The 24214-nt window shown below is 65.8% G+C and carries 19 protein-coding genes, 1 tRNA gene and 1 riboswitch; of the genes, 6 read left to right on the top strand and 14 right to left on the bottom strand.

What is annotated here, in order from left to right; all coding sequences use genetic code 11:
• Positions 1 to 10: 10 nt before the first annotated feature.
• The 5 genes from QP415_RS01500 to QP415_RS01480 form a co-directional block, all read right to left on the bottom strand.
• Positions 11 to 925 (bottom strand): DMT family transporter, encoded by a 915-nt coding sequence (locus tag QP415_RS01500; protein ID WP_016460376.1) that lies wholly within the window; start codon positions 923 to 925, stop codon positions 11 to 13.
• Positions 926 to 941: 16 nt separating this feature from the next.
• Positions 942 to 1014: transfer RNA gene (locus tag QP415_RS01495), tRNA-Arg, on the bottom strand.
• 153 nt (positions 1015 to 1167) lie between these two features.
• Positions 1168 to 2100 carry a universal stress protein gene (locus QP415_RS01490; protein WP_285098174.1) on the bottom strand — a complete coding sequence of 311 codons (933 nt, stop codon included), beginning with the start codon at positions 2098 to 2100 and terminating at the stop codon, positions 1168 to 1170.
• Positions 2101 to 2233: 133 nt separating this feature from the next.
• Positions 2234 to 2986, bottom strand: coding sequence for a C40 family peptidase (locus tag QP415_RS01485; protein WP_285098172.1), 753 nt, complete (start codon positions 2984 to 2986; stop codon positions 2234 to 2236).
• 2 nt (positions 2987 to 2988) lie between these two features.
• A riboswitch (cyclic di-AMP (ydaO/yuaA leader) is annotated at positions 2989 to 3125 on the bottom strand.
• Positions 3126 to 3365: 240 nt separating this feature from the next.
• Positions 3366 to 4043 (bottom strand): metal-dependent transcriptional regulator, encoded by a 678-nt coding sequence (locus QP415_RS01480; RefSeq protein WP_048676506.1) that lies wholly within the window; start codon positions 4041 to 4043, stop codon positions 3366 to 3368.
• Between the two features lie 173 nt (positions 4044 to 4216).
• Between QP415_RS01480 and serC the strand changes: the two genes are divergently transcribed.
• Entirely contained in the window at positions 4217 to 5335 is a 1119-nt protein-coding gene (serC, locus tag QP415_RS01475; RefSeq protein WP_285098169.1) for a phosphoserine transaminase, read from the top strand.
• A 22-nt stretch (positions 5336 to 5357) separates the two neighbouring features.
• Here the strand turns inward: serC and QP415_RS01470 are convergent, their stop codons facing one another.
• The 4 genes from QP415_RS01470 to QP415_RS01455 form a co-directional block, all read right to left on the bottom strand.
• Complete coding sequence (locus tag QP415_RS01470; RefSeq protein WP_285098167.1) at positions 5358 to 6647, bottom strand: MFS transporter; 1290 nt, start codon at positions 6645 to 6647, stop codon at positions 5358 to 5360.
• A gap of 152 nt (positions 6648 to 6799) precedes the next feature.
• Positions 6800 to 8251, bottom strand: coding sequence for an NCS2 family permease (locus tag QP415_RS01465; protein WP_016460382.1), 1452 nt, complete (start codon positions 8249 to 8251; stop codon positions 6800 to 6802).
• A gap of 121 nt (positions 8252 to 8372) precedes the next feature.
• The gene (locus QP415_RS01460) at positions 8373 to 9197 is read right to left on the bottom strand and encodes a DUF3027 domain-containing protein (protein WP_285098163.1); all 825 of its coding nucleotides are present in this window, start codon (positions 9195 to 9197) and stop codon (positions 8373 to 8375) included.
• Positions 9190 to 9567: a cold-shock protein gene (locus tag QP415_RS01455; protein ID WP_016460384.1), complete on the bottom strand. Its 378-nt coding sequence runs from the start codon at positions 9565 to 9567 to the stop codon at positions 9190 to 9192. Before QP415_RS01455 ends, QP415_RS01460 begins: the two co-directional genes overlap by 8 nt.
• A 205-nt stretch (positions 9568 to 9772) precedes the next feature.
• Here QP415_RS01455 and QP415_RS01450 point away from each other — a divergent pair, with 205 nt between their 5' ends.
• The 3 genes from QP415_RS01450 to QP415_RS01440 all read left to right on the top strand — a co-directional run bounded on the left by QP415_RS01450 (position 9773) and on the right by QP415_RS01440 (position 14973).
• Positions 9773 to 11908 (top strand): TPM domain-containing protein, encoded by a 2136-nt coding sequence (locus QP415_RS01450; RefSeq protein ID WP_285098160.1) that lies wholly within the window; start codon positions 9773 to 9775, stop codon positions 11906 to 11908.
• A 95-nt stretch (positions 11909 to 12003) separates the two neighbouring features.
• On the top strand, positions 12004 to 13878 hold the full coding sequence (locus QP415_RS01445; protein WP_285098159.1) for a TPM domain-containing protein: 1875 nt from the start codon (positions 12004 to 12006) through the stop codon (positions 13876 to 13878).
• A gap of 372 nt (positions 13879 to 14250) precedes the next feature.
• Positions 14251 to 14973, top strand: a complete 723-nt coding sequence (locus tag QP415_RS01440) for a PspA/IM30 family protein (RefSeq protein WP_016460387.1) — start codon at positions 14251 to 14253, stop codon at positions 14971 to 14973.
• 102 nt (positions 14974 to 15075) lie between these two features.
• Here the strand turns inward: QP415_RS01440 and QP415_RS01435 are convergent, their stop codons facing one another.
• Together QP415_RS01435 and QP415_RS01430 are read right to left on the bottom strand one after the other, a co-directional pair.
• Positions 15076 to 15648, bottom strand: a complete 573-nt coding sequence (locus QP415_RS01435; RefSeq protein WP_016460388.1) for an NYN domain-containing protein — start codon at positions 15646 to 15648, stop codon at positions 15076 to 15078.
• Positions 15649 to 15727: 79 nt separating this feature from the next.
• Positions 15728 to 16321, bottom strand: coding sequence for a TetR/AcrR family transcriptional regulator (locus tag QP415_RS01430; RefSeq protein ID WP_285098156.1), 594 nt, complete (start codon positions 16319 to 16321; stop codon positions 15728 to 15730).
• A gap of 91 nt (positions 16322 to 16412) precedes the next feature.
• Here QP415_RS01430 and QP415_RS01425 point away from each other — a divergent pair, with 91 nt between their 5' ends.
• Positions 16413 to 18695 (top strand): FAD-dependent oxidoreductase, encoded by a 2283-nt coding sequence (locus QP415_RS01425; protein WP_285098154.1) that lies wholly within the window; start codon positions 16413 to 16415, stop codon positions 18693 to 18695.
• 76 nt (positions 18696 to 18771) lie between these two features.
• On the opposite strand, the gene glpK is transcribed toward QP415_RS01425, so the two are convergent.
• The gene (gene glpK, locus QP415_RS01420) at positions 18772 to 20292 is read right to left on the bottom strand and encodes a glycerol kinase GlpK (protein ID WP_016460391.1); all 1521 of its coding nucleotides are present in this window, start codon (positions 20290 to 20292) and stop codon (positions 18772 to 18774) included.
• Between the two features lie 152 nt (positions 20293 to 20444).
• Positions 20445 to 21230 (bottom strand): MIP/aquaporin family protein, encoded by a 786-nt coding sequence (locus QP415_RS01415; RefSeq protein ID WP_285098152.1) that lies wholly within the window; start codon positions 21228 to 21230, stop codon positions 20445 to 20447.
• A gap of 314 nt (positions 21231 to 21544) precedes the next feature.
• On the opposite strand from QP415_RS01415, the gene QP415_RS01410 reads away from it, so the two are divergent.
• Positions 21545 to 22486, top strand: coding sequence for a sugar-binding transcriptional regulator (locus tag QP415_RS01410; protein WP_016460393.1), 942 nt, complete (start codon positions 21545 to 21547; stop codon positions 22484 to 22486).
• Positions 22487 to 22567: 81 nt separating this feature from the next.
• On the opposite strand, the gene QP415_RS01405 is transcribed toward QP415_RS01410, so the two are convergent.
• Positions 22568 to 24187, bottom strand: coding sequence for a lysine--tRNA ligase (locus QP415_RS01405; RefSeq protein WP_285098151.1), 1620 nt, complete (start codon positions 24185 to 24187; stop codon positions 22568 to 22570).
• Positions 24188 to 24214 lie beyond the last annotated feature (27 nt).

Below are 24214 nucleotides of genomic sequence, written 5' to 3'. Positions count from 1 at the left end.
CACCGCCCTCTTATGTGACGCGGCGCGCCCGGAGGAGGTCGACAACGGAAATGGTCACAACGGCGCCGACGATGAGGATCATCCCGACGATGTCGACGCCGGTGTAGGAGGTACCCATGACGAGAGCGGACAGGGCGGCCGCGGCGATGGGTTCGAGGCTTCCGATGAGGGAGGCTTTGACGGGGCCGATGCGGTCGACGCCCCACAGGTAGGCGGTGAAGGCGACGGTGGTGCCGAGGACGACGGTGATGACCATGGCGAGGATGACGTCGGGCGTCCACGTGATCGCGAAGCGCCACACGCGTCCGACGAGGCCAACGCCGAGCCCGGCGATCAACAGGGCGTATCCGACGACGACGTCGGCGCCGTAGGCCGCGATGAGTCGCGCCGGAAGCAGCGTGTAGGTCGCCAGCGTGAGTGCAGCGACGGCGCCCCACGCGAGGGCGGACGGCGTGATAACGAGGGAGTCCAGCGACCCGTGTGTGCACAGCAGGAAGGTGCCGCTCACCGCGAGGACGATGGCGATGGTTTCGCAGGCTCTGGGCCACCGCCGGTGCGTCAGGCACACCCACACGACGATGAGGATGAGTCCCAGGTATTCCAGGATGGTGCCCGTCCCCGCGTTCGAGGCGCGGATGACCCCCATGTAGGTGATTTGGCAGGCCGCCAGGCCGAAAACCGCGTAGATCGCCAGGTCTCGCCAGTTGCGCGGCGCACACACCAGATCGCGATGTTGGGCCGAGACCCCGCGCGAACGGAGGAGAACGCACGCGAGGGTGAGAAGGCCACCGATGGACATGCGCACGAAGCTGATGAGAGTGAGCTCGATACCGTGGCGGCTCATGAGGTACTCGGCAGAGACACCGGAGGCACCCCAGCACAGTGCGGCGACGACGGTGACCGCATACCCCATTGGATGACGCATACCGTTCCCTTATGTGTGCCCCCGAGACGATTCGAACGTCCGACACCCGCTTTAGGAGAGCGGTGCTCTATCCCCTGAGCTACGAGGGCGTGACAAGTTGTCCGCGCCCACTGTAGCAAAGTGCGCGCGGCGTTGCCCCCTCACCGGCTGCGAACGCCGGGTCAGCGGGCCGTCACTCGCCGATAAAACGGACGAGGCCGGGGTACCCACGCTTCGGTCCCCGGCCTCGTGCCGACGTGGAGTTAGCGACGCTCCCACTCGGTGTGCACCGCGGTTGTCCCCTCTCCCAGGTGGGCGGAGGGAACGATCATGACCGGGCAGGTCGAGTGTCCAAGCACCGTCTGGGAGGTCGAGCCGAGGAGCACCCCCGCCAGGCCTCCGCGCCCGCGTGTGCCGACGACGACGAGGTCGACGGCGGTCGAGAACTCGATGAGCAGGGACGCCGCGGAGCCGTCGAGGGCGTGGCGTGCGACGTGCACGTCCTTGCCGTTGAGAGCAGCCGTGATGGCCGCATCCATGCCCTCGCGTACCTGCGCGAGGAGGGCGGAGTGGTCGACGCCGGTGGGCGTCCACGTCATGACGGAGGGGCCGACCGCGATCGGGACGGCGGACACGGCTGTCACGCGTGCATCCCACAGGCTCGCCTCACTGATCGCGCGCTTGAGGGCGCACGACGGCTGCTCGGTGCCGTCCACGCCGACGACGATGCGCTCGACGGGCGTGAAGTTCTTGCCCGAGGTGTGGCGCGGGACGACGACAACGGGACACTTCGAGTGCGCGGGGAGGGCCGAGGAGACGGTACCGAGCAGGCGATCAGCGAATCCACCGCCACCGCGGGAACCGACGACGATCATGTCGACCTCGGCGGAGAAGTCGATGAGCACGCCCGCCGGGTCTCCCGGTTCGGTCGAGCCGGACACATGCGTGGCGCCGCGCTCGCGCGCCACGGCCTTCGCTTCCTCGACGACCTGCTCAGCCCCGGCTTTCAGGGCCTCGTCGTCAAGCACGGCGTAACCGCCATCCAGGGCGGCGGCTGAGTAGGAGGCCAGCGCGTATGTGCACAGGCAATGAATGCGCGCTCCGGTGCGCGCGCCGCGATCAGCGGCCCAGGTGACGGCGGCAAGGCTCTCCGTCGAGCCATCGACACCGACCAGAATGACTTCGGTAGAACTCATGGTGTCCTCCTCGTGGTGGCAGTCACTTATATTGTGCCGCATTTTGACAGCCAGCGAAAGCCCAACCTGCCCAGACGCACTGATCCCCGCAGCCCGTGCGGGCTGCGGGGATCACCAGCTGTCTATCGCAGGCTCAGTAGCGCACGTAGGTGGCGCCAGCGCGAACCGGCGAGATCTGGGAGAGGCGACCGGGCACCGTGGCCTCGACCATCTGGCCACCGCCGATGTAGATGGCGACGTGGCCGGGGTAGGACACGATGTCGCCGGGCTGCGGGTCAGACACGATGGTGCCACCAGCGGCCTGAGCGGACGAGGAGTGCGGCAGGTTGATGCCGGCAGCCGCGTACGCGTACTTGACCAGGCCGGAGCAGTCGAGGCCCGCGAGGGACTCGCCACCGTAGACGTAGGGGATGCCGGTCAGGCCCAGAGCGACGGACACGATGTCCGAACCCGAGGCGTTCACGGCGGCCTGACGAGCGGAGATATCGCCCGAGGTGGCGTCGGCACGCGACTCCGAGCGGGAAGCAGCGGAATCGGACTGTTCGGCGGCCGGGGTGGCGGCAGCCGGTGCCGGTGCGGGAGCCTCGGCGGTAGCGGACGCGGTCGCGTCCTCTTCGGCGGTCCACGCGATGTCCGGAACCTCAACCGTGGTCACATCATCAACGGCGACGGTCGTGGTGTTCAGGTCCGCGCTCTGCGGCTCAGACTGAGGGGTCGCCGGGGCGGCGTTCGCAACGCCGGCGGCGATCGCGGTCAGCGCAACACCGGCTGCCGATGCGAAGGCGATCGGACGAGCTGCGGCGGAGGCGTTGAGGCCCTCGACCATGGTGTCGGTCAGCGGGCGACGTGCCAGGCGGTGACGCGGAGCAGGCTTAGAAGTCTTCACTCATGTTCTCCCTGTTTCCCTGCGAGGTTAGCTGTCGGGTTCGGACGGGAAGTCCGGCTCGGCTGGCGAGCTTCACCCCAAGGCTCCGAGGAGCCGCGGTTGGGTTCCCCGCGTGAGACGAAATTTCCGCTCTATCCGTCGTCTCACTTCGGGTGCCGGATAGGCGGGTGGTCTGATGACCGGTATTCACTATACCCTGACCAGCCGGCCAATGTCACGTTCCGGTAACATCACCGGGATTCATCGTTACCATTCCGTGACATTTACCCCGCGTTTGCTCAGGAAAACGCCTCTGCGGGTAGTCCACCATTCGAGACAGTTCCCGGATATGACAAAAGCCGAGACCCCCGCGGGCCCCGGCCTCGTCAACGAAGAGCGCTCACTCACCCCGCACGAAGAGATGAGCCGCCAACGCCATCGGCATCGTCAGGTAGCCGCGCACGTTCCCGGCCTCGTCGAGGGCCGCGACGCGCACGACGTCGCCGTGCGCCGACAGCTCCACGCGAGCGCCAGGACGCAGGCCCAGCTCATCAAAGGACGCCAGCAGCTCCGCGTCCGCCTGGATCGGCTCGCCAATACGCGCCACCGTGAGGACACCAGCTTCGAGCGAACGCACCGCAAGCTCAGCAGAATAAGCGCCCTCCAGCTGCTCACAGCCGGGCATGGGATTGCCGTAGGGATCCACGCACGTGTTACTGAGCAGCTCCTGCAGACGCGCCTCGACGGCATCGCTCATCACGTGCTCCCAGCGGCACGCCTCGTCGTGCACCTGCGCCCACTCCATACCGATCACGTCGAGGAGGAGACGCTCGGCCAGGCGATGCTTGCGCAGCACCTCGGTCGCATGCGCGCGACCAGCCTCGGTCAGTTCGAGGCGGCGATCCCCCATCACATGCAGCAGCCCGTCACGCTCCATACGCGCAACCGTCTGCGAGACCGTCGGACCGGAGTGCCCCAGGCGGTCGACAATGCGCGCACGCAGGGGGGTGACCCCGTCCTCCTCAAGTTCGAGGATGGTCTTGAGGTACATCTCGGTGGTGTCGATCAGGTCTGCCATGACGCCCTCCTTTATCAGGCATGTAATAAACACAGAATAGGGTCACCTTCCTTTGCGCACATGGAACGACGCGTTGATGCGGAAAAACAGGTGTGTCGACGTGTGCACGCTCACGATAATTCGATTAATGAACGTGATGGAAATACACCGCATGAGGGGACTAGGCTGTCGTCATGGTGGCTTTTCCCGACATCCCCCAGGCCCTCCTCCCCTCCGACGGACGCTTCGGCTGCGGCCCCTCCAAGGTGCGCGCCGCACAAATTGAAGCGCTCTCCTCACCGCTCCTCATGGGGACTTCCCACCGCGCCATGCCCGTGCGCGACGTGGTCGCCTCGCTGAAGGACGGCCTGCGCGCCCTCTGTGCGGTCCCCGACGACTACGAGGTGGTCCTGGGCAACGGCGGCGCCTCGGCGTTCTGGGACATGGCCTGCGCGTGCCTCATCTCCTCGCGCGCAGCGTTCGGTTCCTGGGGCGCATTCGGCGCGAAATTCGCCACGGAAGCCACCCGCGCGCCACACCTGTGCGATCCCCTCATTGACGAGGCCCCCTTCGGCTCACTCGTCACCGTGACCCCGCGCGATGGCATCGATACCTACGCCTATCCCCACAACGAGACCTCCACCGGCGTCACCTCCCCCGTCTACCGCGTCGAGGCCCCCGGGGCACTCACCCTCGTGGATGGCACGTCGATCGCCGGCGCCTCACCCGTTGACCTCACGCAGGTGGACGCCTACTACTTCTCCCTCCAGAAGGCCCTCGGCTCCGACGGTGGCCTGTGGGTCGCCTTCCTCTCCCCCGCTGCCATCGAGCGGGCACGCCGCATCGAGGAGAGCTCCGACGGACGCTGGGTCCCCCAGTTCCTGTCGCTGACCACGGCTGTTCAGAACTCGCGCAAAGACCAGACGCTCAACACCCCCGCACTCGCGACCATCATCATGGCGGAGCGCCAGGTGCGCTGGCTCCTGGAGCGCGGCGGCATGGGTGCTGCGAGCGCCCACTGCGCCCAGGCCTCGTCCCTTATCTACGACTGGGCCCAGGCAAACCTGGCCGCGCGTCCCTTCGTGGAGAACCCGGCGTGGCGCTCCCCCGTGACCGCCACGATCGAGATCGACGAGGCCGTCAGCGCGGCCGAGCTGGCCGCACACCTGCGCACGTTCAGCATCGTCGACATCGGCGCCTACCGCGGCGTCGGCGTCAACCAGCTGCGCATCGGCACGTGGCCGAGCGTCGACATCGACGACGTGGAGGCGCTCCTCGCCTGCATTGACTACTGCCTGGAGCGGCTGCTCTAAGGCAGCGCGCGGCCGACGCCCCTTAGGCCGGGTCGATCGAACGGCTTGGCGCGTCCACTGAGGAATCAGCCTCGATGCCCACCCACGGGAAGGACTGGCGGCGCACGATGCGCCCCTTCCAGTGGATCATCGCCCATACGCCGCACACCAGTGCTATGCCCAGCGATGCGATGCCGCCGACCAGGATCGACCAGCGCGCCCCAAACATCGTCCCCACCCAGCCGACGAGCGGCGAGCCAATCGGCGTCGCACCCAGGAAAACGAGCGAATACAGGGCCATGACGCGGCCGCGCTTATCGGAATCGGTGCGCGTCTGCACGAGGGCGTTCGCACTCGTATTCATCGTCAGCATGCCAAAGCCCGTAGGAATCGACAGGAGGGCAAACCACCAGTACGAGGGCGACAGGCCCAGCAGAATCTCGGCGCTCCCGTAGAAGGCGGCACCCATGAGAATCGTGCGCAGGCGTGGAGCACGGCGCGCTGCTCCCGTGGATCCGAGGATCGAGCCGAACGCCATGAAGGTCGAGAGAATGCCGAAGGAACCCGCCGCCTTGCCGAACACCGTCGTGGCCATGAGGGCGCTCGTCATCTGGAAATTCATGCCAAGCGCGCTCACAACGAAGATCAGCGCGAGAATAATGCGGATATCGGTGCGACTGTGCACGTAGATCACGGACTCACGCAGCTGGCCGCGGGCGCGCGGCACGAGCGTGCGCGGATACAGGCGGTCGCCGCGCATGAGGGCCAGCGCGATGACGGGGGCGGCAAACATTCCGGCGTCAATCAGGAAGACAGGGCCCACCCCCCACCAGTCGATGAAGAAACCCGCCGAGGCCGGACCAATGAGGCGCGCAGTATGGAAAGCGGTCGCGTTGAGGGCGACAGCGTTCGCCATCTTGTCCTGAGGCACGAGCTCGCCCACGAAGGCCTGGCGCGCCGGGGTATCGACGGCGGAGATAGTCCCCGAAATGAAGGCCAGGATGTACTGGTGCCAGAGCTCGCCCGTCCCCGTCAGTACAACGACGCCGATGATGAGGGAGACGAGGCCGACCCCCGTCTGCGTGCACTGCAGGAGGCGGCGCCCGGGGATGCGATCCGCGAGGACCCCCGCCCACGCCGAAAACAGGATGATCGGCAGGAACTGCAGGGCGGTGACCACGCCGACCTGCGAGGCGTCGTGATCGGTGAGGACCGTCAGCACGTACCAATCCTGGGCGACGCGTTGAAGCCACGCGCCGGTCGAGGCAATCAGGGAGGCGACGAACCAATACCGATAGTTCACGTAGCGCATGGACGCGAATGTTGCCGACACGCCGATCCTCCCTCTCTCACTGCTGTTGCCCGCACCGAACGAGGCCATGGCGCCCGGCGGCGCTCATCCTTCCTCGGCGTATCTTCCCAGGATACGACCGCCCCGCCGGAGGAAGGCTCCGGCGGGGCGGGAAGGGTGTGAAGGGTGACGAATCAGGCGACGCCGAGGAGACGCTGGATCGGGCCCATCAGGAAGTAGATGACGAACAGGCCGGCGACCACCCACATGAGCGGGTGGACCTTGCGGGCCTGACCCTTGATGAGCTGGATGATCGCGTAGGTCACGAAGCCCACGCCGATGCCGACGGACACGGAGTAGCCGAACGGCATGAAGGCGATCGTCATGAAGGCGGGAATCGCGACCTCATCGGACTTCCAGTCGATACCCGTCACCTGGGTCATCATGAGGTAGCCGACGAACACGAGGGCCGTGGAGGCGGCCTCGGTCGGGACCAACTCGACGAGGGGCGCCAGGAAGGTCGACAGCAGGAACAGGATGCCGGTGACCACGGAGGCCAGGCCGGTGCGAGCGCCCTCGGCGACACCCGAGGCGGACTCGACGTAGGAGGTGTTCGAGGAGACACCACCGACGCCACCGGCCACGGCAGCCAGCGAGTCGATGATCAGGATCTGACGGGTCCGGGGCGGGTTGCCGTCCTTGTCCAGCAGGTTACCCTCGGCGCCGACGGCCACCATGGTGCCCATCGTGTCGAAGAAGTCAGCCAGCATGAGGGAGAAGACCAGGAGGATGACGGAGACAATACCGAGCTTGCCGAAGCCGCCGAAGAGGTCCACCTTGCCGAGCGTGTCGAAGACGGGAACGGCGATCGGGGAACCCTTGAGTTCCGGAACAGTCTGGCCCCAACCGGTGGGGTTCGTGTCGGAAATACGCTCGAGGTGAGTGAACGCCTGGACGATAACCGCCAGGACCGTGGAGGCGATGATCGAGATCAGCACCGCGCCCTTCACGCCGCGCACATACAGGATGAGCATGAGGAACAGGCCGAACACGAAGACGAGGGCCGGCCAGCCGTCAAGCGAACCCGAGATACCGAACTGGACGGGAGTTGCGCCCGTGCGCACGATGCCCGCATTCACGAGGCCGATGAGGGCGACGAAGAGACCCAGGCCAACGGTGATGGCGGTCTTGAGGGCCGCGGGAACCGCGCGGAAAACGGCCTCACGGAAGCCGGTGAGGACCAGCAGGAAGATGAGGATACCTTCCCAGGCGATGATACCCATGGCCTCGCCGTAGCTGAGGCCGGCACCAAGGACCAGGGTGAAGGCGACGACCGCGTTGAGGCCGAGGCCGGCGGCGAGCGCCAGGGGGTAGTTCGCGACGACACCCATGAGGATCGTCATGATGCCCGCGACGAGCGCGGTGCCAGCAGCGATGCCCTGGGTCGTAATGGAACCGTCCTTGGGAACTGCGTTGCCCAGGATCGCCGGGTTGACGACCAGGATGTACGCCATCGCGAAGAAGGTGACAAATCCACCGCGGATTTCGTGACTGATCGTCGAGCCGCGCTTGGAAATCTGGAAGAACGAATCAAGTGACTGTGCGAAGCCGCCGTGGGATGGGGCGGTCTTTTCTTGTGTGCTCACTGAACAATCGTGCCTGCTCGGGGGCGAGCACGCAAACAAACTCGCCATGTGCCCACTTGTTGAGAAAGCACCCGAGACGTAGTCTCGGGTGCTTTCTCTCAGTTCATCACGGAAGCGGACGTCAGTCAGCCTGTTCGGAAGCCGCCGACGCCCCGGCCTCGTCCGCCTTCAATTCTTCCGATGCGCGCGACATCGGCTCCGCGTCGAGCGCCCCCTCGTTAATGCGCGACGGGCGCACCGGCCACGCCGTACCGTTCTTGGGAACGTCGGTCTCCGAGTGGGAACCACACGTGTGGTCCAAGGACACGACGGCCCCGTCGTCGGTGGCCCACTCGTTCGCGCACACACCGAACATGGTGCGCATGTCGCCGCTCATCTTCATGAGGAAGCCGCACGAGGAGCAGGTGTTACGCGGGCGACGCCCCGACTTCGGCCCGCGCTCGGAATCGTACCAGCGCTTAGCCGCCTGATCGCGCCCCTCCTGCGACAGGACGCGGGGGCGCCCCAGCCCAAGTTCACGCACGATCGGCAGATCCGGGTCATCGCTCGTGTCCTCGAAGCCCTGCTCAAGGCGCTCATCGTCCGCCTTGTACGGCAAAACGTCGTCGCGCGAAATGTCCGAGGGACGCAGGCGTTCCTCCCACGGCACCCACTCGGGGGCGAGAAGGGCACCCTCGCGAGGAGTCATGTCGACCTCGCACACGGTGGCGACGCGTCCGCGCGGCACACGCGCAACGGTCACCGCCCAGCACCAACCCACGTAGCCAGCGTCAGTCGACGCGAAATAGTGGGTGCCCAGGCGTTCCGACACCATCTCGAAGCCAACGTGATCGCCGACGGGACGCGGGTGGGCCACGGCCTCGGCGCCAACGCGCGCAACGTCGACGGCGCCCTCCAGGACGGCGTCCTTCTTCACTGCCCGAACACGGGCCACAGTTTTAGGCATCAAATTCCTCTGCGACGGCGCGCAGCACCTTCGCGATCTTGGTCGCGTTGTCCGGGTACGAGCCGCGACGCAGGGCGGCGCTCGACGAGTCGAGGAGCTTGATCAGATCCTCGACGACGGGCACCATCGCCTGCGGCTTGCGGCGCTTGGCTCGGGCAACGGAAGCTGTCTCCTTCAGGAAACGCACGCTCAGGGCCTGCGGTCCCTTGCGTCCATCGGCGACCGAATACTCCACGCGAGCACCCACTCGGGGGTTGGGATGGTCGGCCGGCAGCGCGGACGAGTGGAGGAAGACATCCGCCCCGTCGTCTCCTGCGATGAAACCGAAACCGCGATCCGCGTCGAAGAACCTCACTTTACCGGTGGGCATAGTCCCCTCCTTCTCTCAATAGTCTGTGAGCCCAATGGGGCTCCCCCTATCATAGGGCGCTCTCCCCGTGCGCGTGGGAGACGAGCCGACGCCTGTAGCGAACAGCACCGCGCGCCCCAGGATGAGCCAACTTTCACGTAGACTGACCCCACGGGAACAATCACGCGACGCTGGTTTCGTCACATGCTCGACAGGACTGTGCGGCGTGATGTATGTTTCTCTGTTCGCCACTTCGCAGGAGGACCCAGTGTCACGAATCCGCCGCTTTAGCCTCGTCGCCGTTCTCACGGCGATGCTGCTCGCACTTGGCCTGCCGACGTTCGCAGCGTCGCCGGTCACGATCAGCGGTACAGTCACCGACCCGTCGGAGTGGCTGGACAGCTCGGACCGCGAGTCCATCGAAGAGGCCGCCAGCGAGGCCGCGGCGTCCGGAGTCACCATTTCCTTCGTCTTCGTTGAGGACCTCTCCGGCTCCAGCGTGAGCCAGTGGTGCTCGCAGACCATCGAGAATTCATCCCTCGGATACTACGACGTCGTCTACGTCCTGGCGTACACGGAACGGGTCAACGGCGCCTGCTCCAACAACTCTCAATCCAGCTCGCTGCTCAACACCGCCGTTGCGGCAAGTAATAAGCAGCTCAAGTCCAATCCACTCACCCCGAGCGACGCCGCCAGTGCGGCGGTTGTATTCGCGAAGACGCTCTCCACGAGCCAGGCATCAAGCACGCCCTCCGCCTCCCCCCGGCCCACCAGGGGATCGTCGTCCTCCTCGTCGGGCAGCCTGAACACCCTCTATATCCTGTCCGCCCTCTTCTTCGGAGGCCTGATCCTCATCGGCATCACGGTCGCCATCTCCTCGCGGCGTAGCAAGAAGAGCGCGGCGCACGCCATGGCCATCGACACGGTCGCGGCCGAGAAGGCCGTCCAGGAGGCCAATCGCCAGCTGCTCGCCGCCGACGAGCAGGTGCGCACCGCGACCGACGAGCTGAACTTCGCGCGAGCCCAGTTCGGGCTGACCTCGACGGACGAGTTTGCCCGCGCGATCGAGAACGCGAAGGCAGCGGTCACGCGCTCTTTTGATCTCCAGGTGCGCATGAACGATGCGACCGCCACGACCGAGCGCCTAGAGCTCGCGAAGAAACTCATGCGCGATCTGGGCGCAAACCTGAATCCCCTCAGCCAGATCCAGGCCGCCTTCGCTACCAAGCGCGCGGAGGAGGCGACGCTACCCGAGCGCATTCGCGAGGCCCGCGAGCGCCTCGCCGAGGAACTCACCGACCTCGAGCGCGCAAAGTCCGAGCTGGCCACGATCGCGGGCATCTACCCCGCACAGATGCTCGCATCCCTCCAGGACAACCCAGAACAGGCCGCAGCCCTGCTGACCTCGGCGCGCTCCGCCCTGGACACCGCCGACGAGGTGGTGGACACGGACCGCGCCCGCGCCGCCAGCGCCCTGGACACCGCCCACCGCGCCCTGACGATGGCCAACCACCAGACGGACGCGATCTTCACCGCAAAGTCCGACCTCGACGCGATCCACGACCGCCTGGCGGCCGCTATCGGGTCGATCTCCGCGGACATCGCGGACGTCGAACGCCTCGACACCGATGCCACGACCTTCGACCCCCTCGTCGCCGACGCACGAGCCGCAATCTCGGAGGCGCAGGCGGCCCTGGCGAGCAACGGGGATCCGCTCGCCGCGCTCGAGCACCTGCGTGCCGCTGAGGCGACCCTCGACGCGGCGCTGGCGCCGCTGCGCACCAACCAGGAGGCGCGCGACAAGGCATTTGCCGCGGCCAAGAGCCAGATCGCTCTCGCCGAGTCTGCCGTCGGCCAGGCGCAGCGCTACGTGCAGGGGCGCCGCGGCGCCATCGACCTGCAGGTGCGCGGCACGCTCAACAACGCGGAGCAGGCGCTGCGCGCCGCGCACGACACCCTCGATAAGAACCCCGAGGAAGCCGCCACCCACGCCGCCAATGCCCGCGCGTTTGCGGACCGTGTGATGGCAACCCCGATCCAGCCGGCCGCGGGTTCTTGGGGAAGCGGCCCGAGCAACAACGGGTCTTACACCGGGTCCTCGCTCGGCGACTTCCTCCTGTGGTCCACGCTCTTCTCCCAGTCCGGCCCGGGCTACCAGGGTCGGCACGACCGCGACTATGATCGCTTCGATCACTTTGACCGTGGCTCCCGTTCCTCCGGTTCCGGATGGTCCTTCGCGTCCAGCTCCGGTTCCGACTGGGGCGGCGGCTTTAGCGGCGCATCGGTATCCAGCGACGACTCCAGTTGGGGCGGAGGCTTTAGCGGCGCATCGGTATCCAGCGACGACTCGAGCTGGGGCTGATCCCGGACAGATCCTCTATCTCTTATCACTGGGAGTTTCTGACTGCGTGACCCGCAGCGAGCGTTTATCAGTTCACCAACGAACAGGAGGGTAACGTGTCACGGATCCGACGCCTCGGCCTCGTCGCCATCATGGCGGTAGCACTGCTCGTCGGCGGCGCGCCCGCGTTCGCAACCGAGCCCCTCACCACAGACGGACACATCACCGATCCGGACTCTTTCCTGAGCGACGAGCAACGCGCGACGATCGAGTCTCCCGCGCAGTCGTTCTACAGCACGTACAACACGATCATCGACGTCGTCGTGGTCCCCAACTTCTCGGGTCAGAAACCGTCCGATTGGTGCAAGGCTACCCTCAAGCAATCACGCACAGGCGAAAAAGGCATCCTCTACGTTGTTTCCTACGAGGACGGCACGGATGCGTTCTGCACGGACGCGAAAATGGCTCGGGAGATGTCGGATTACAGCACCAGGATGATGATGGACAGCGCGCTCAGTGCCGCCCATCGCAAGTACAAAACAACGCCATTGCCCCCCGAAGAGGCAGCGGCAGGTGCCGAGGCCTTCATTCGCGACCTGCGCAGCTCATATGACATCAGCGCGGATCTAGCTGCCAGCCACCGCAAGCGCCAGGAACAAGAGAAAAAGGCGAGGGAAGAAAGAGAGAAGGAAGAAAAGAAGAGGAAACGCGGCGCTAACATCCTCATTTCTGCGGTCGTTGTGATCGCCATTGTCTCCAACGTGTGGGTGTGGGTGCGGAAATTGAACGGAGACGATGAACCCGCTACTGAGACCACGTATCGCACCCCAGAGACCGAGGAATACACCCCGATCGTGGACACCGTGCGGCGCGACGCCCTGAGGGCCGCTACGGAGGCCAGGCGGCGCCTCTCGGAGGCCGAGGAGCAGGTGCGCGCCGCGGAAGAGGACTGGAACTACGCTCGCGCGCAATTCGGTAGCGCTGCGACCGAACAGTTCGGGCACCGCCTCGAGGCGGCAAAGGACGCTATTGCACGCGGCTTCGACACCTACGAACAGATAGAGCGCACCCCAGACGCTCACGCTAAGCGACGCCTCGCCTCGACAATCACGGCGGATCTCGACAAGAACCTTCCGCCACTCCAGGATGCTCGCCAGGAGTTCGCCGCACAGAGCGAGAAGCGGCTATCGCTCCCCGCCCAGGTCGCCGATGCCCGTGAGCGCCTCGTCGAGGAACTCGCTGACCTGGAGCGCGCGAAGGAAGAGCTGACGAGCATCGCGGGTCTCTATCCCGGTTCCATGCTCGCTTCCCTCCAGGACAATCCGGAGCGCGCCGCTGCGTTGCTCGAGTCCGCTCGTGCAGCGTTGGAGACGGCCAAGGCGCATCTCGACACCGATCCCACCCGCACTGCCTCGGCGCTGGATACCGCTCAGCGCGCGCTGTCCATGGCAAACGCGCAGACGGATGCCATCTTCTCCGCCAAGACCGACCTCGATACATTCCGCGAGAAACTCGCCGCTTCCATCGGATCCGTGTCTCAGTCCCTCTCGGATGCGAAGCACCTCGATTCCGCCGCCGCTTCCTTCGGCCCCCTTCTGGACGAGGCGGAGGCCGCCATCGCCTGCGGCCAGCAGGCGCTGGTCAGCGACGAGGACCCCCTCGGCGCGCTTGAAAGCCTCCGCGATGTGGAACTCCGGCTGGAAGCGGTGCTCGCCCCTCTGACGACTCAGGATGGCGCGCAGCGCAGGGCACGCGAGACCGCCGAGCGCGACATCCGCAATGCCGATGCTGCCCTGACCCGGGCTCGCGAGCACTTGAACAGGCACGAAGGGTCGGCCCTGTTCGACGTCAACAAGCTGATGCGCGAAGCCGAGCAAGCAGTGACTGCGGCACGCGAAGCCCTCGACGAAGATCCCCTGCAGGCAAGCGCAGCGGCCTCGCGCGCCACGACGCTCGCTGAGCGCGCGATTGCGGCACCAGGGCGACACTAGAGGAGGCGTTCGACGACCCAATGCTTACCCCCGTCGGTGCAGGCGCAAGTGTCACCCGTACCTGATCGTCGTATACACTCATCACAGACCAACATAATGTGACAGACCGTACACGATTATGTGGACATCACGATCCGCAATCATGTATTTTTATCTGTTCGCCACTCACCAAGGAGGATCGCGTGCCACGGATTCGAGGCCCTCGGGCACGCGCGCACCATGATGCGCGCACCGTGACGACGATGCCCTCCCCGACACGTACCGGTCCACCATCCGGTTCGGACTCGCTGTAGTCCACCCACCTAGACCTGCGAGGCTCTCTCCTCGCGCACAACCCGCGCACATGCGCACCACCCCACAAAGGAGAACATCATGGCCGAAAAGCAGACGATCATGGGCCGCATCGCCCAGCTCGCCAAGGCGAACATCAACGCGCTCCTCGACAAGGCCGAGGATCCGGAGAAGATGATCGATCAGCTGGTTCGCGACTACACCAACTCGATCATCGAGGCCGAGAACGCGATCGCCCAGACCCTGGGCAACCTGCGCCTGGCCGAGAAGGACTACGAGGAGGACGTCAAGGCTGCCGCCGATTGGGGCCAGAAGGCCGCCGCCGCCTCCGCCAAGGGCGACTCCCTGCGCGCCGCCGGCGACGAAGCTGGTGCCAAGAAGTGGGACGACCTGGCCAAGGTCGCCCTCGGCAAGCAGATCCAGTTCGAGAACGAGATCAAGGCCGAGGAGCCCTCGCTCCAGGCCCAGCGCGACGTCGCCGAGCGCCTCAAGCGCGGCCTCGCCCAGATGAAGGACAAGCTCGCCGAGCTCAAGACGCGCCGCGACCAGCTGATCGCCCGCGAGAAGACCGCCAAGGCGCAGGCCCAGGTCACGGACGCCCTCGGCTCCATCAACATCCTGGATCCCACGAGCGAGCTCGGCCGTTTCGAGGACCGTGTGCGCCGCCAGGAGGCCCTCGCCCAGGGCAAGATCGAGCTGGCCGCCTCCTCCCTGGACGCCCAGTTCGCGGAGCTCGAGACCGACTCCTCGCAGCTCGAGATCGAGGCCCGTCTGGCTGCCCTCAAGGGCAAGTCGGAGGAGTGAGAGGAGCGGCCAAGCCGCACCTAGACTAAGGCCGGGCGGCCCCGCAAGGGGCCGCCCGGCTCGTTTGGTATCTCTGCGCTGCGCGTCGCGCGTCTCTCAGGCTTACAGGAAGGCCATCGGATCGAAGTCGTCGATGTCGATGATGTGGAGCCTGGGCAGGCGCACCTGGAAGGCATGCACATCGTATTCGAGGTCGATGATTTCCAGGCCTCGTTCCTCCAGCTCGTGGAGCTGGGAGGAGAGGAATTCCTTGAAGCACATGACCGCGACGCGGCGGCCCTGGTCGAGGAGGGTCTCGATCTGGGGTAGGAAGTCGGCGTCGTGGCTGGCCAGGATGACGTCGCCGGTACCGAGCTGCGCGATCGCGTCCATGGTGCGCTGGAGGCCGACGTCGACGACCTTCATCTCGGCGGGACCCGACAGGGGAATCACCGAGTAGTCCATGGCCGTGAGCGCCTGGACGAAACCCATCGGCAGGAAGCCGGACGAACCGTTGAGGAAGAACAGGCCCTTGGCCTTCTGGCTCCAGCGGCCGTGCGCGCTCTCGAGGACACGATCCCAGCGGGGGCGCTCCTCGGGATTTGGGCGACGGTCAAGGACAGAAAGGCCCAGCGTCGCGTCAATATTCTCGCCATCTACGACGAGGTATGTCGTTTGATTATTAGGATTTTCCATGGAATTAGAGTAACCGACGATTGTCTGGACCGATGCGGCCTTGGGTCCTAGACAATCCTCCCCATCTCGACAAAGCCCGTTATGCTCCCATCACCCCATCGATAAAGAAGGGGGATTCGATGGCTTGGCGAGCGAAGCACTGCGCGTCCTGCCCGCTGCCGAGGGCGGGCGGCCCATCAAGGACGAGAGTGGCAAGGCCGTGAATGTATGCCCACAGGGTCACTTCCGCGTGGGGGTCGTCGGTTCCATAGGCGGTCTGCGCCAACGAACGCAGCTGGGAGCGCGCGGCCAGGCTGGCTTGCCTCAGCCCCGGGTGCGCCTCGGCGTCGTACATGTCTGATCGGAACATGATCCGAAAGACGCCGGGATTTGCCAGCGCGCACGACAGGTAGGCGTGCCCGGCGGCTCGCGTCACGTCCTGCGGTGATGCCCCATCACTACGCTCCCTGGCCTCACGCAGTGCCCGTTCGAGGGAGCGGTAGCCCTCCTCGACAAGCGCCACGAGGATCCCTTCGCGCCCCTGGAAGTGGTGGTAGGGAGCTTGGTGCGTGCAGCCCGCACGACGAGCAACTTCGCGCATGGAGAGCGAAGAGGGCCCACCCTCATTGAGGAGATCACGGCTGATCGCGAGGATTGCCTCGCGCAGCCCCTCGGATGTCGTAGAGCGCGTCATGGACTCAGTGTAGCCGAGACAGCAGTCAGACTTGACAGTGTCTATCGGGCATGTTGTCATAAGTAGACACTGTCTAGTTTTGGGAGTTTCCATGTATGACGCGATCGTTATCGGCTCGGGCATCGGCTCGCTGACGACAGCCGGCCTCCTTGCCGGAGTCGCAGGAGCGCGCGTGCTCGTCCTCGAAAAACACTGCACCCCAGGCGGCCTCACCCACTCATTCCGTCGGATGGGCGCTTCCTGGGACGTCGGGCTGCACTACGTCGGCGACATGCACCCCGGATCCCGCCCACGCCAGCTCTTCGACTACCTCACCGGCGGCGCACTCACATGGAATCGAATGCCGTCAGGCTACGACCGTTTCGTCCTGCCCGGCTACGGCCTGACCGTCACAATCCCATCCAGTATCGAGGAGTACCAGCGCCTCCTGATCTCCCTGTTTCCACGCGAGAAGAGAGCCATTCGACGCTACTGCCGGGACGTGACGCGCGCCTATTCGTGGATGTCGCTGCGCTACATGGCCGAGATGGTCCCACCACTTGCATCCCCTGCCATTCACCTCGCGCTCCGCCTGCGGACAGGATGTGCCCTGGAACGGACAGAGCACTACATGGAGCGCCGCTTCCGCGACCCGGCCCTGCGCGCCCTCCTCACCACGCATTGGGGCGACTACGGGGTCGAGCCCGCTCGCAGCGCGTTCGTCGCCCACGCGATGATCGTGTGCCACTACATGGACGGCGCGTGGTTCCCCCGCGGCGGAAGCGGGCAGATCGCGCGCATGATCGAGGAGCGGATCCGCGCAACCGGAGGTGAGATTCGCCTGTGCCAGGACGTCGACGACATCCTCATCAACAACGGGCGAGCAGTGGGTGTGCGCGTCACTGATCGCAGCGGTCCCACCCCGGTCTGCTACGAGGAGCACTCTCCCATCGTGATCTCCGGCGTCGGCGCGCGCGAAACCTACACCCGGCTCCTGCCAACGACCGGTCCGGTCGGCGCGCTCACTGCACGTGTCCGCGACACGATCGCCCGCCTCGGGCACGGAGGCTCCGCGGTGACCGTCTACCTCACGCTCGACCACTACCCTGCCGGCGTGGACGGGTCGAACGTCTGGGTGAATACGTCCCCAGGACCCGACGACCTGGAGCAGATGACCGAGGGCCTGTGCCAGGGACACCCACAATCAGCCTTCGTCTCATTTCCGGGAATCAAATCCGGAGATCGCCACGCGACGGTAGAGATCGTGTCCTTCGCCCAGCCGGAGGCCTTCGAACGATGGTCGGGGACGAGGCCGGGGATGCGCGGGGAGGACTACGAACACCTGACGTCGGCGATGGCACGCGGACTCATCGACCTCGCGGACACGGCCATACCAGGCCTGAAAGACGCCGTGCGCTCCGTCGAGGTCGGCACCCCACTCACGATCGAACACTTCACGTCACACGAGGGCGGATGCTTCTACGGACTACCTCTCACGCCTGAACGTTTCACCGCGGACCTTGCCTCCCCCTCGACCCCCATCAACGGCCTCTACCTGACCGGACAGGACGCCGGAATGCCCGGAATCGTGGGCTCCGCCCTGGCTGGCATGTCCACGGCTTGCAGGGTCCTGGGGCCCGCAGGATACCCCCGTATCATGCGCGCACTGCGCGATCAGGTCCCCACCCGGGATCACGCCGCACCCTCCCACAACACGACGGCTGAACGCACCGCCGGGGCGAGGCGCCATCGGGCGACAGTACAACGCTCTCGCTGGCTCACTCCCACCACACGCGACATCACACTTGAGCTACCGGAATGCGCGACGTGGGAGGCAGGCCAGTACGCACTCGTTCGGGTCGCCCCATTCGAATGGCGACCTTACTCGCTCGCATCAACCCCTGGGCGCACCGTCAGGCTCCTCGTTGACGTGCGCACGAAGGGCATGGGCGCCTCCTGGGCGAGCACCATCGCACCCGGCGACGACGTCGACCTTGAGCTGCCCTACGGCCACTGGCTCGTCGCGACAGGCCAGGGCACGAGCGATGCCGAGGCACCACGCCAGCGCATTTTCATCGCGACCGGCACGGGCATCGCCCCATTCCTCGCAGCGTTCGAGGCTGGCAGGCGCGACGAGGACATACTCATCGTCGGATGCTCACGGATGGAAGACGACCTGACAGGCAGAGTCGGTACACCGCTTCCCCAGCTCATTCGATGCGTCAGCCGCGAGGCGGCGTCCGGCACGTTTCACGGGCGTATCACCGACTACCTGAACGCGGAGGGCATCGATCCTGAGGCCACGTACTACGTGTGCTGCTCCGCCCGCATAGTCCGCGACATTTCGCGCATCATCCAGGCCGGGGGCGCACGCGTCTCATTCGAGACGTTCTAACGCGCCGCTCCCGCGCGCGACGAGGCCGGGACCGCTTCACGCAGCCCCGGCCTCGTCACTGTCTATGGAGTGACAATCACTTCACGTCGTCGTCGACCCAGTCGAGCGTACGCGTCACGGCCTTCTTCCACAGGCGGTAGGTGCGGTCGCGCTCGGCGGGCTCCATGGAGGGCGTCCAGCGCTTACCTTCCTGCCAGTTGGCCACGACGTCGTCGGTGCCCGACCAGTAGCCCACGGCCATACCGGCAGCGTAGGCGGCACCCAGAGCGGTCGTCTCGATGACCTTCGGGCGAACGACGTCGACACCGCACAGGTCGGCCTGGAACTGCATGACCAGGTCGTCGTGCGTCATGCCGCCGTCAACCTTGAGCTCCTTGAGCGGCACACCAGCGTCGGCGTTCATCGCGTCGAGGACCTCGGCGCTCTGGAACGCGGTCGACTCCTCGACGGCGCGGGCGATGTGGCCCTTGTTGACGTAACGGGTCAGGCCCACAATCGCGCCGCGAGCGTCCGAACGCCAGTAGGGGGCGAACAGGCCGGAGAAGGCAGGAACGAAGTAGACGCCGCCGTTGTCCTCGACCGTGCTGGCCAACTCGCCGATGTCCGAGGACTTGACGATCATGCCGAGGTTGTCGCGCAGCCACTGAACCAGCGAACCGGCGACGGCGATCGAGCCTTCGAGGGCATACACGGCCGGCTGCTCGCCGATCTTGTAGGCCACCGTGGTGAGCAGGCCATTGTCGGAGAAGACGGGCTCCGTGCCGGTGTTCATGAGCATGAAGCAGCCGGTGCCGTAGGTGTTCTTCGCCATGCCCTTCTCGAAGCAGGCCTGGCCGAAGGTGGCCGCCTGCTGGTCGCCGAGGATGCCCGCGATCGGGGTGTCGATGAGCAGGCCGTTCTTGCGGCCGTAGCCGTAGATCTCGGAGGAGGACTTGATCTCGGGGAGCATCGACATCGGGATGCCGAAGATCTCGCAGACGTCCTCACGCCAGGAAAGGGTGCGAATGTCCATGAGCATGGTGCGCGAGGCATTGGTGACGTCGGTGCAGTGCACGCCGCCGTTGACGCCGCCCGTCAGGTTCCACAGGACCCAGGAGTCGGTGTTGCCGAAGTAGAGGTCGCCAGCCTCGGCGCGCTCGCGAGCGCCCTCGACGTTGTCCAGGATCCACTTGATCTTCGAGCCAGAGAAGTAGGGGGACAGGCCCAGGCCGCAGATCTGACGGAAACGATCCGGACCCTCGTCGCCCTCAAGCTCCTTGACGATGTCGGAGGTACGCATGTCCTGCCAGACGATCGCGTTGTACACGGGCTCGCCGGTGTTCTTATCCCACACGACGGTGGTCTCGCGCTGGTTGGTGATGCCCACGGCGGCCAGGTTGTGGCGGTTGATCTCCGCCTTCTGCAGGGCCTCCGCGACGACGGTACGAGTGGTGTCCCAGATCTCGATGGGGTTGTGCTCGACCCAGCCCGGGTTCGGGAAGATCTGCGTGAATTCCTTCTGGCCGACGGAAACGATTTCACCAGCGTGGTTGAAGATAATCGCGCGGGTCGAAGTGGTGCCCTGGTCAATGGCGAGAACGAACTTTTCGGTGGTCATGAGTGTCCTTTCGGTGGCGTTGTCACGTCGTTGTGTATGCCGCGCCTAGCCACCTGCGCGGCTGTTGGGACTTCCCAGTCCCAGAAAATGTCACCCCGGCGGTGGGGTTTCACGCGGGCGAGGCCCCAGTGGCCTCGCCCGCGCACTCACTCTCAGGCGAGAATGAGGTAGTAGAGAACGGTGCCGACGATGGCGCCGATGATCGGGCCGACGACGGGAACCCAGGAGTAGCCCCAGTCGGAGCCACCCTTGCCCTTGATCGGCAGGATCGCGTGAGCAATACGCGGGCCAAGGTCACGGGCCGGGTTGATGGCGTAACCGGTGGGGCCACCGAGCGAGTTACCGATGACAACGATAATCAGCGCGACGCCGAGGGGGCCGACGTGGGTCTCGGTGTAGCCGGAGACGAAGATCCACAGGACCAGGACGGCAGTGCCGATGGCCTCAGTGAGGCAGTTCCAACCGTAGGAGCGGATCTCGGGGCCGGTGGAGAAGACGCCCAGCTTGAGGGCGGGGTCGCAATCCTCGTCGAAGTGCTTCTTGAAGGTCAGCCAGCACAGGACCGCGCCGACGAAGGCGCCGAGGAACTGGGCGACGATGTAGACCGCAACATTGGTGCCGGTGACGGGAATGTCACCCGCCAGGGTGACGTTGGAGTCGAACATGTGGGCGACGACCTTGGCGATCGTCACCGCGGGATTCAGGTGGCCACCGGTGCGGAACGCAACGTAGACGCCGGCGAAGACCGCCAGGCCCCATCCCCAGTTGATGAGCAGCCAGCCGCCGTCCTTGCCCTTGGACTTGGGCAGCAGGTTCGTGGCGACGACGCCACCACCGAGGAGCAGGAGGACGGCAGTGCCGAGGAACTCAGACCAGAAAATCTGGCCCGTGGTAGGGACAGCCGCATCGGCGGCTGCCGGGAGCAGTGTTGTGAGCATGTTTCCCTATCTTTCTCCGGCGCGTCTTCGCACCGGGTCACCGGTGTTGTACCACCGCTAACTGTGTACCGTCGAACAGTACCCACTCGGATATGGTTCGCGGGTCACATCACAGTATGGCACTTGATGCACGTTAGCCCAAACTGAGTGCACATCCGTGCAGACCTACAGGTGTGACCCTGGTCATCTGCCACGCATTGTTCCAGATTGTCCGACACTCGCTCTGATCTCCAAAATCACACATCTGCACGCCTGTGCATGGCACACTAGAAAACGTGACAATACGTGACGAACAGGCTCACGAGGCCGCCTCGATGTACTACCTCCAGGGGCAGACGATGGAAACAATCGCCCGCCACCTGCAGATATCGCGATCCTCGGTCTCGCGACTTCTCGCCCACGCGCGGGAGGTCGGCCTCGTACGCATTTCCGTTTCCGCATCCCCCGGACTCAAAGGCACTCTCGCCGGCCAGATCGCAGACCTGTTCGGTGTGCAGGTCTCCGTCGTCCCCGTCCACGACGTGCACACCGAAGTCAATCGCCTACACAACGTTGCACTCGTCGCCGCCGAACACCTTGTGGATATGCTCTTCCCCGGCGTCACTCTCGGCATCGCCTGGGGCAACACGACCGCGGAGGTCACCCGCGCAATGCCCCACGTATCCTTCCCCGGTTCAACCGTCGTCCAGCTCAACGGCGCAGCGACCGCCACCGAGTCCGGCATGCCCTACGCCGAGGCCATCATCGCCCGCGCTGCGAAGGCCATCGGCGGACGCATCGTCAACTTCCCCGTGCCCGCATTCTTCGACTACGCGGACACCAAAGAAGCGCTCTGGCGCGAACGCTCCGTTCAGTCGGTCCTCAACACGATCGACAGCGCGGATGTCGCCCTCTTCGGCGTCGGATCGATGTCCGCGCGCCTGCCCTCCCACGTCTACTCAGGCGGATTCCTCGACCCCAACGAGATCGCGGCAGCACAAAACGACGGGGTCGTCGGCGACGTATGCACCGTCCTCATCCGCGAGGACGGCTCCACGAACATGCACCTCAACGAGCGCGCGTCCGGCCCGTGCCCATCCACGCTCAAGAAGATCCCGCGCCGACTGTGCGTTGTCTCCGGTGCCTCCAAAGCCCTCCCGCTGCTGGGCGCTCTGCGCGCGGGGGTCGCCACCGACCTCGTCCTCGACGACGGTGCCGCGCACGAGCTCCTCGACCTCGTCCACACACGCATGTCGTCCCGACGCTCCTTCATCTAAACCGGCGAGGGCACGAACGCGCGAAAGGGCCCCGACCTCGTCCATGATGGGAACGAGGCCGGGGCCCTCTCTCGTCCAAGGTCAGCCCAGGCGCTTGACCAGCGGGAACGGAATCGTCTCGCGGATGCCCTGGCCGGTCAGCACCATCAGCAGGCGGTCGATGCCCATGCCCATGCCGCCGCACGGCGGGAAGCCCTGCTCCATGGCGACGAGGAAGTCCTCGTCCATGACCATGGCCTCGGGGTCACCGTTGGCAGCCGCGAGGGCCTGCGCCTCGAAGCGCTCGCGCTGGACGACCGGGTCGGCCAGCTCGGAGTAGGCGGTGCCCGTCTCGAAGCCGCGCACGTACAGGTCCCACTTTTCGGTCAGGCCGGGGCGCGACCGGTGGTAGCGGGTGAGCGGAGAGGTGTCCTCCGGGAAGTCATAGACGAAGGTCGGCGCCCACAGCTTGGAGGCGACGAGCTCCTCGAAGATGTCTTCGACGATCTTGCCGGAGACCGCGTAGTCGTCGACCTCCAGGCCGATGCGCTCGGCGTACTTGACGAGGGTCTCGCGCGGCGTCTCCACCGTGATCTCCTCGCCCAGGGCCTCAGAGGTGGAGCCGTACAGGTCGATGCGATCCCACTCGCCCGACAGGTCGTACTCGGTGCCGTCGGCCAGGCGCACGATTTCCTCACCCTCGGACAGGTCGAAGGCGTCGCGCGCGGCCTGCTGGATGAGGTCGCGGGTCAGCTCGGCCATGCCGTTGTAGTCCGAGTAGGCCTCGTAGGCCTCCAGGGACGTGAACTCGGGGCTGTGGGAGGAGTCCATGCCCTCGTTGCGGAAGTTGCGGTTCATCTCGAAGACGCGGTCCACGCCGCCGACGACCGCACGCTTGAGGTAGATCTCCGTCGCGATGCGCAGGTAGAGCTCGGTGTCGAGCGCATTCATGTGCGTCGTGAAGGGACGAGCCGCCGCGCCGCCGTGGATCATCTGCAGCATCGGGGTCTCGAGCTCGATGTAGTCGCGGCGGAAGAAGTTCTCGCGGATCGAACGGTTGACGGCCGCGCGGATACGGATCATGTCGCGCGCGGCGGGGCGCGTGATCAGGTCAAGCTCGCGGCGGCGGATGCGCTGGTCCTCGGACAGGGTGATCTCTTCGCCGTCCTCGGTGGTCCAGGTCTTGGGCAGGGGGCGGATCGCCTTGGAGGCGATGGCCCACGAGGCGTCGGGGGCGGGCAGCGCCGTGGGCGCGGCGTCGTAGGCGGCCTGGGCCTCGGGCGTGACCTCGGCGGGGGTCGCGAAGATCGACAGCTCGCCGCGGCGCGAGGAGATCACGCGGCCGTGGACGAAGAGGTGATCGCCCAGGTCGACGTCGTTCTTGTAGGCGGCCAGGGACTCGGCGCCGACGGAAGCGGCGGAGAGCATGACCTGAATCTTGTTGCCCTCACCGTCCATGAGGGTCGCGAAGCACAGCTTGCCGCCGTTACGCGCGAGGATGACGCGGCCCGCCAGGCCCACGTAATCCTCGGTTTCTTCTCCGGCCTCGAGGTGCGCGTACTTCTCACGCACCTCCTTGATGGTGGTCGTGATCGGCAGGCGCACGGGGTAGGCGGGGATGCCGGCCTCCATGAGGCGCGCGCGCTTGGCCGCGCGAACCTTGACCTGCTCGGGGGTGTCGTCTGCGGGTGCTTGCGTGGGCGTGGAAGAAGAATCGGTCATGCGCCTATCGTACCGGGATTTGGCCCC

Source organism: Pauljensenia sp. UMB3104, assembly GCF_030217285.1.
GTDB lineage: Bacteria > Actinomycetota > Actinomycetes > Actinomycetales > Actinomycetaceae > Pauljensenia.
This window is presented reverse-complemented; position numbering and strand designations above follow the sequence as displayed.

What these genes read in the sequence shown, in the direction of transcription:
- QP415_RS01440 (WP_016460387.1), top strand. Translation starts at nt 14,251, where the DNA reads ATGGCCGAAAAGCAGACGATCATGGGCCGCATCGCCCAGCTCGCCAAG.
- QP415_RS01480 (WP_048676506.1), bottom strand. Translation starts at nt 4,043, where the DNA reads ATGGCAGACCTGATCGACACCACCGAGATGTACCTCAAGACCATCCTC.
- QP415_RS01455 (WP_016460384.1), bottom strand. Translation starts at nt 9,567, where the DNA reads ATGCCCACCGGTAAAGTGAGGTTCTTCGACGCGGATCGCGGTTTCGGT.
- QP415_RS01490 (WP_285098174.1), bottom strand. Translation starts at nt 2,100, where the DNA reads ATGAGTTCTACCGAAGTCATTCTGGTCGGTGTCGATGGCTCGACGGAG.
- QP415_RS01500 (WP_016460376.1), bottom strand. Translation starts at nt 925, where the DNA reads ATGCGTCATCCAATGGGGTATGCGGTCACCGTCGTCGCCGCACTGTGC.
- glpK (WP_016460391.1), bottom strand. Translation starts at nt 20,292, where the DNA reads ATGACCACCGAAAAGTTCGTTCTCGCCATTGACCAGGGCACCACTTCG.
- QP415_RS01405 (WP_285098151.1), bottom strand. Translation starts at nt 24,187, where the DNA reads ATGACCGATTCTTCTTCCACGCCCACGCAAGCACCCGCAGACGACACC.
- QP415_RS01425 (WP_285098154.1), top strand. Translation starts at nt 16,413, where the DNA reads ATGTATGACGCGATCGTTATCGGCTCGGGCATCGGCTCGCTGACGACA.
- QP415_RS01430 (WP_285098156.1), bottom strand. Translation starts at nt 16,321, where the DNA reads ATGACGCGCTCTACGACATCCGAGGGGCTGCGCGAGGCAATCCTCGCG.
- QP415_RS01415 (WP_285098152.1), bottom strand. Translation starts at nt 21,230, where the DNA reads ATGCTCACAACACTGCTCCCGGCAGCCGCCGATGCGGCTGTCCCTACC.
- QP415_RS01410 (WP_016460393.1), top strand. Translation starts at nt 21,545, where the DNA reads ATGTACTACCTCCAGGGGCAGACGATGGAAACAATCGCCCGCCACCTG.
- QP415_RS01460 (WP_285098163.1), bottom strand. Translation starts at nt 9,197, where the DNA reads ATGCCTAAAACTGTGGCCCGTGTTCGGGCAGTGAAGAAGGACGCCGTC.
- QP415_RS01435 (WP_016460388.1), bottom strand. Translation starts at nt 15,648, where the DNA reads ATGGAAAATCCTAATAATCAAACGACATACCTCGTCGTAGATGGCGAG.
- serC (WP_285098169.1), top strand. Translation starts at nt 4,217, where the DNA reads ATGGTGGCTTTTCCCGACATCCCCCAGGCCCTCCTCCCCTCCGACGGA.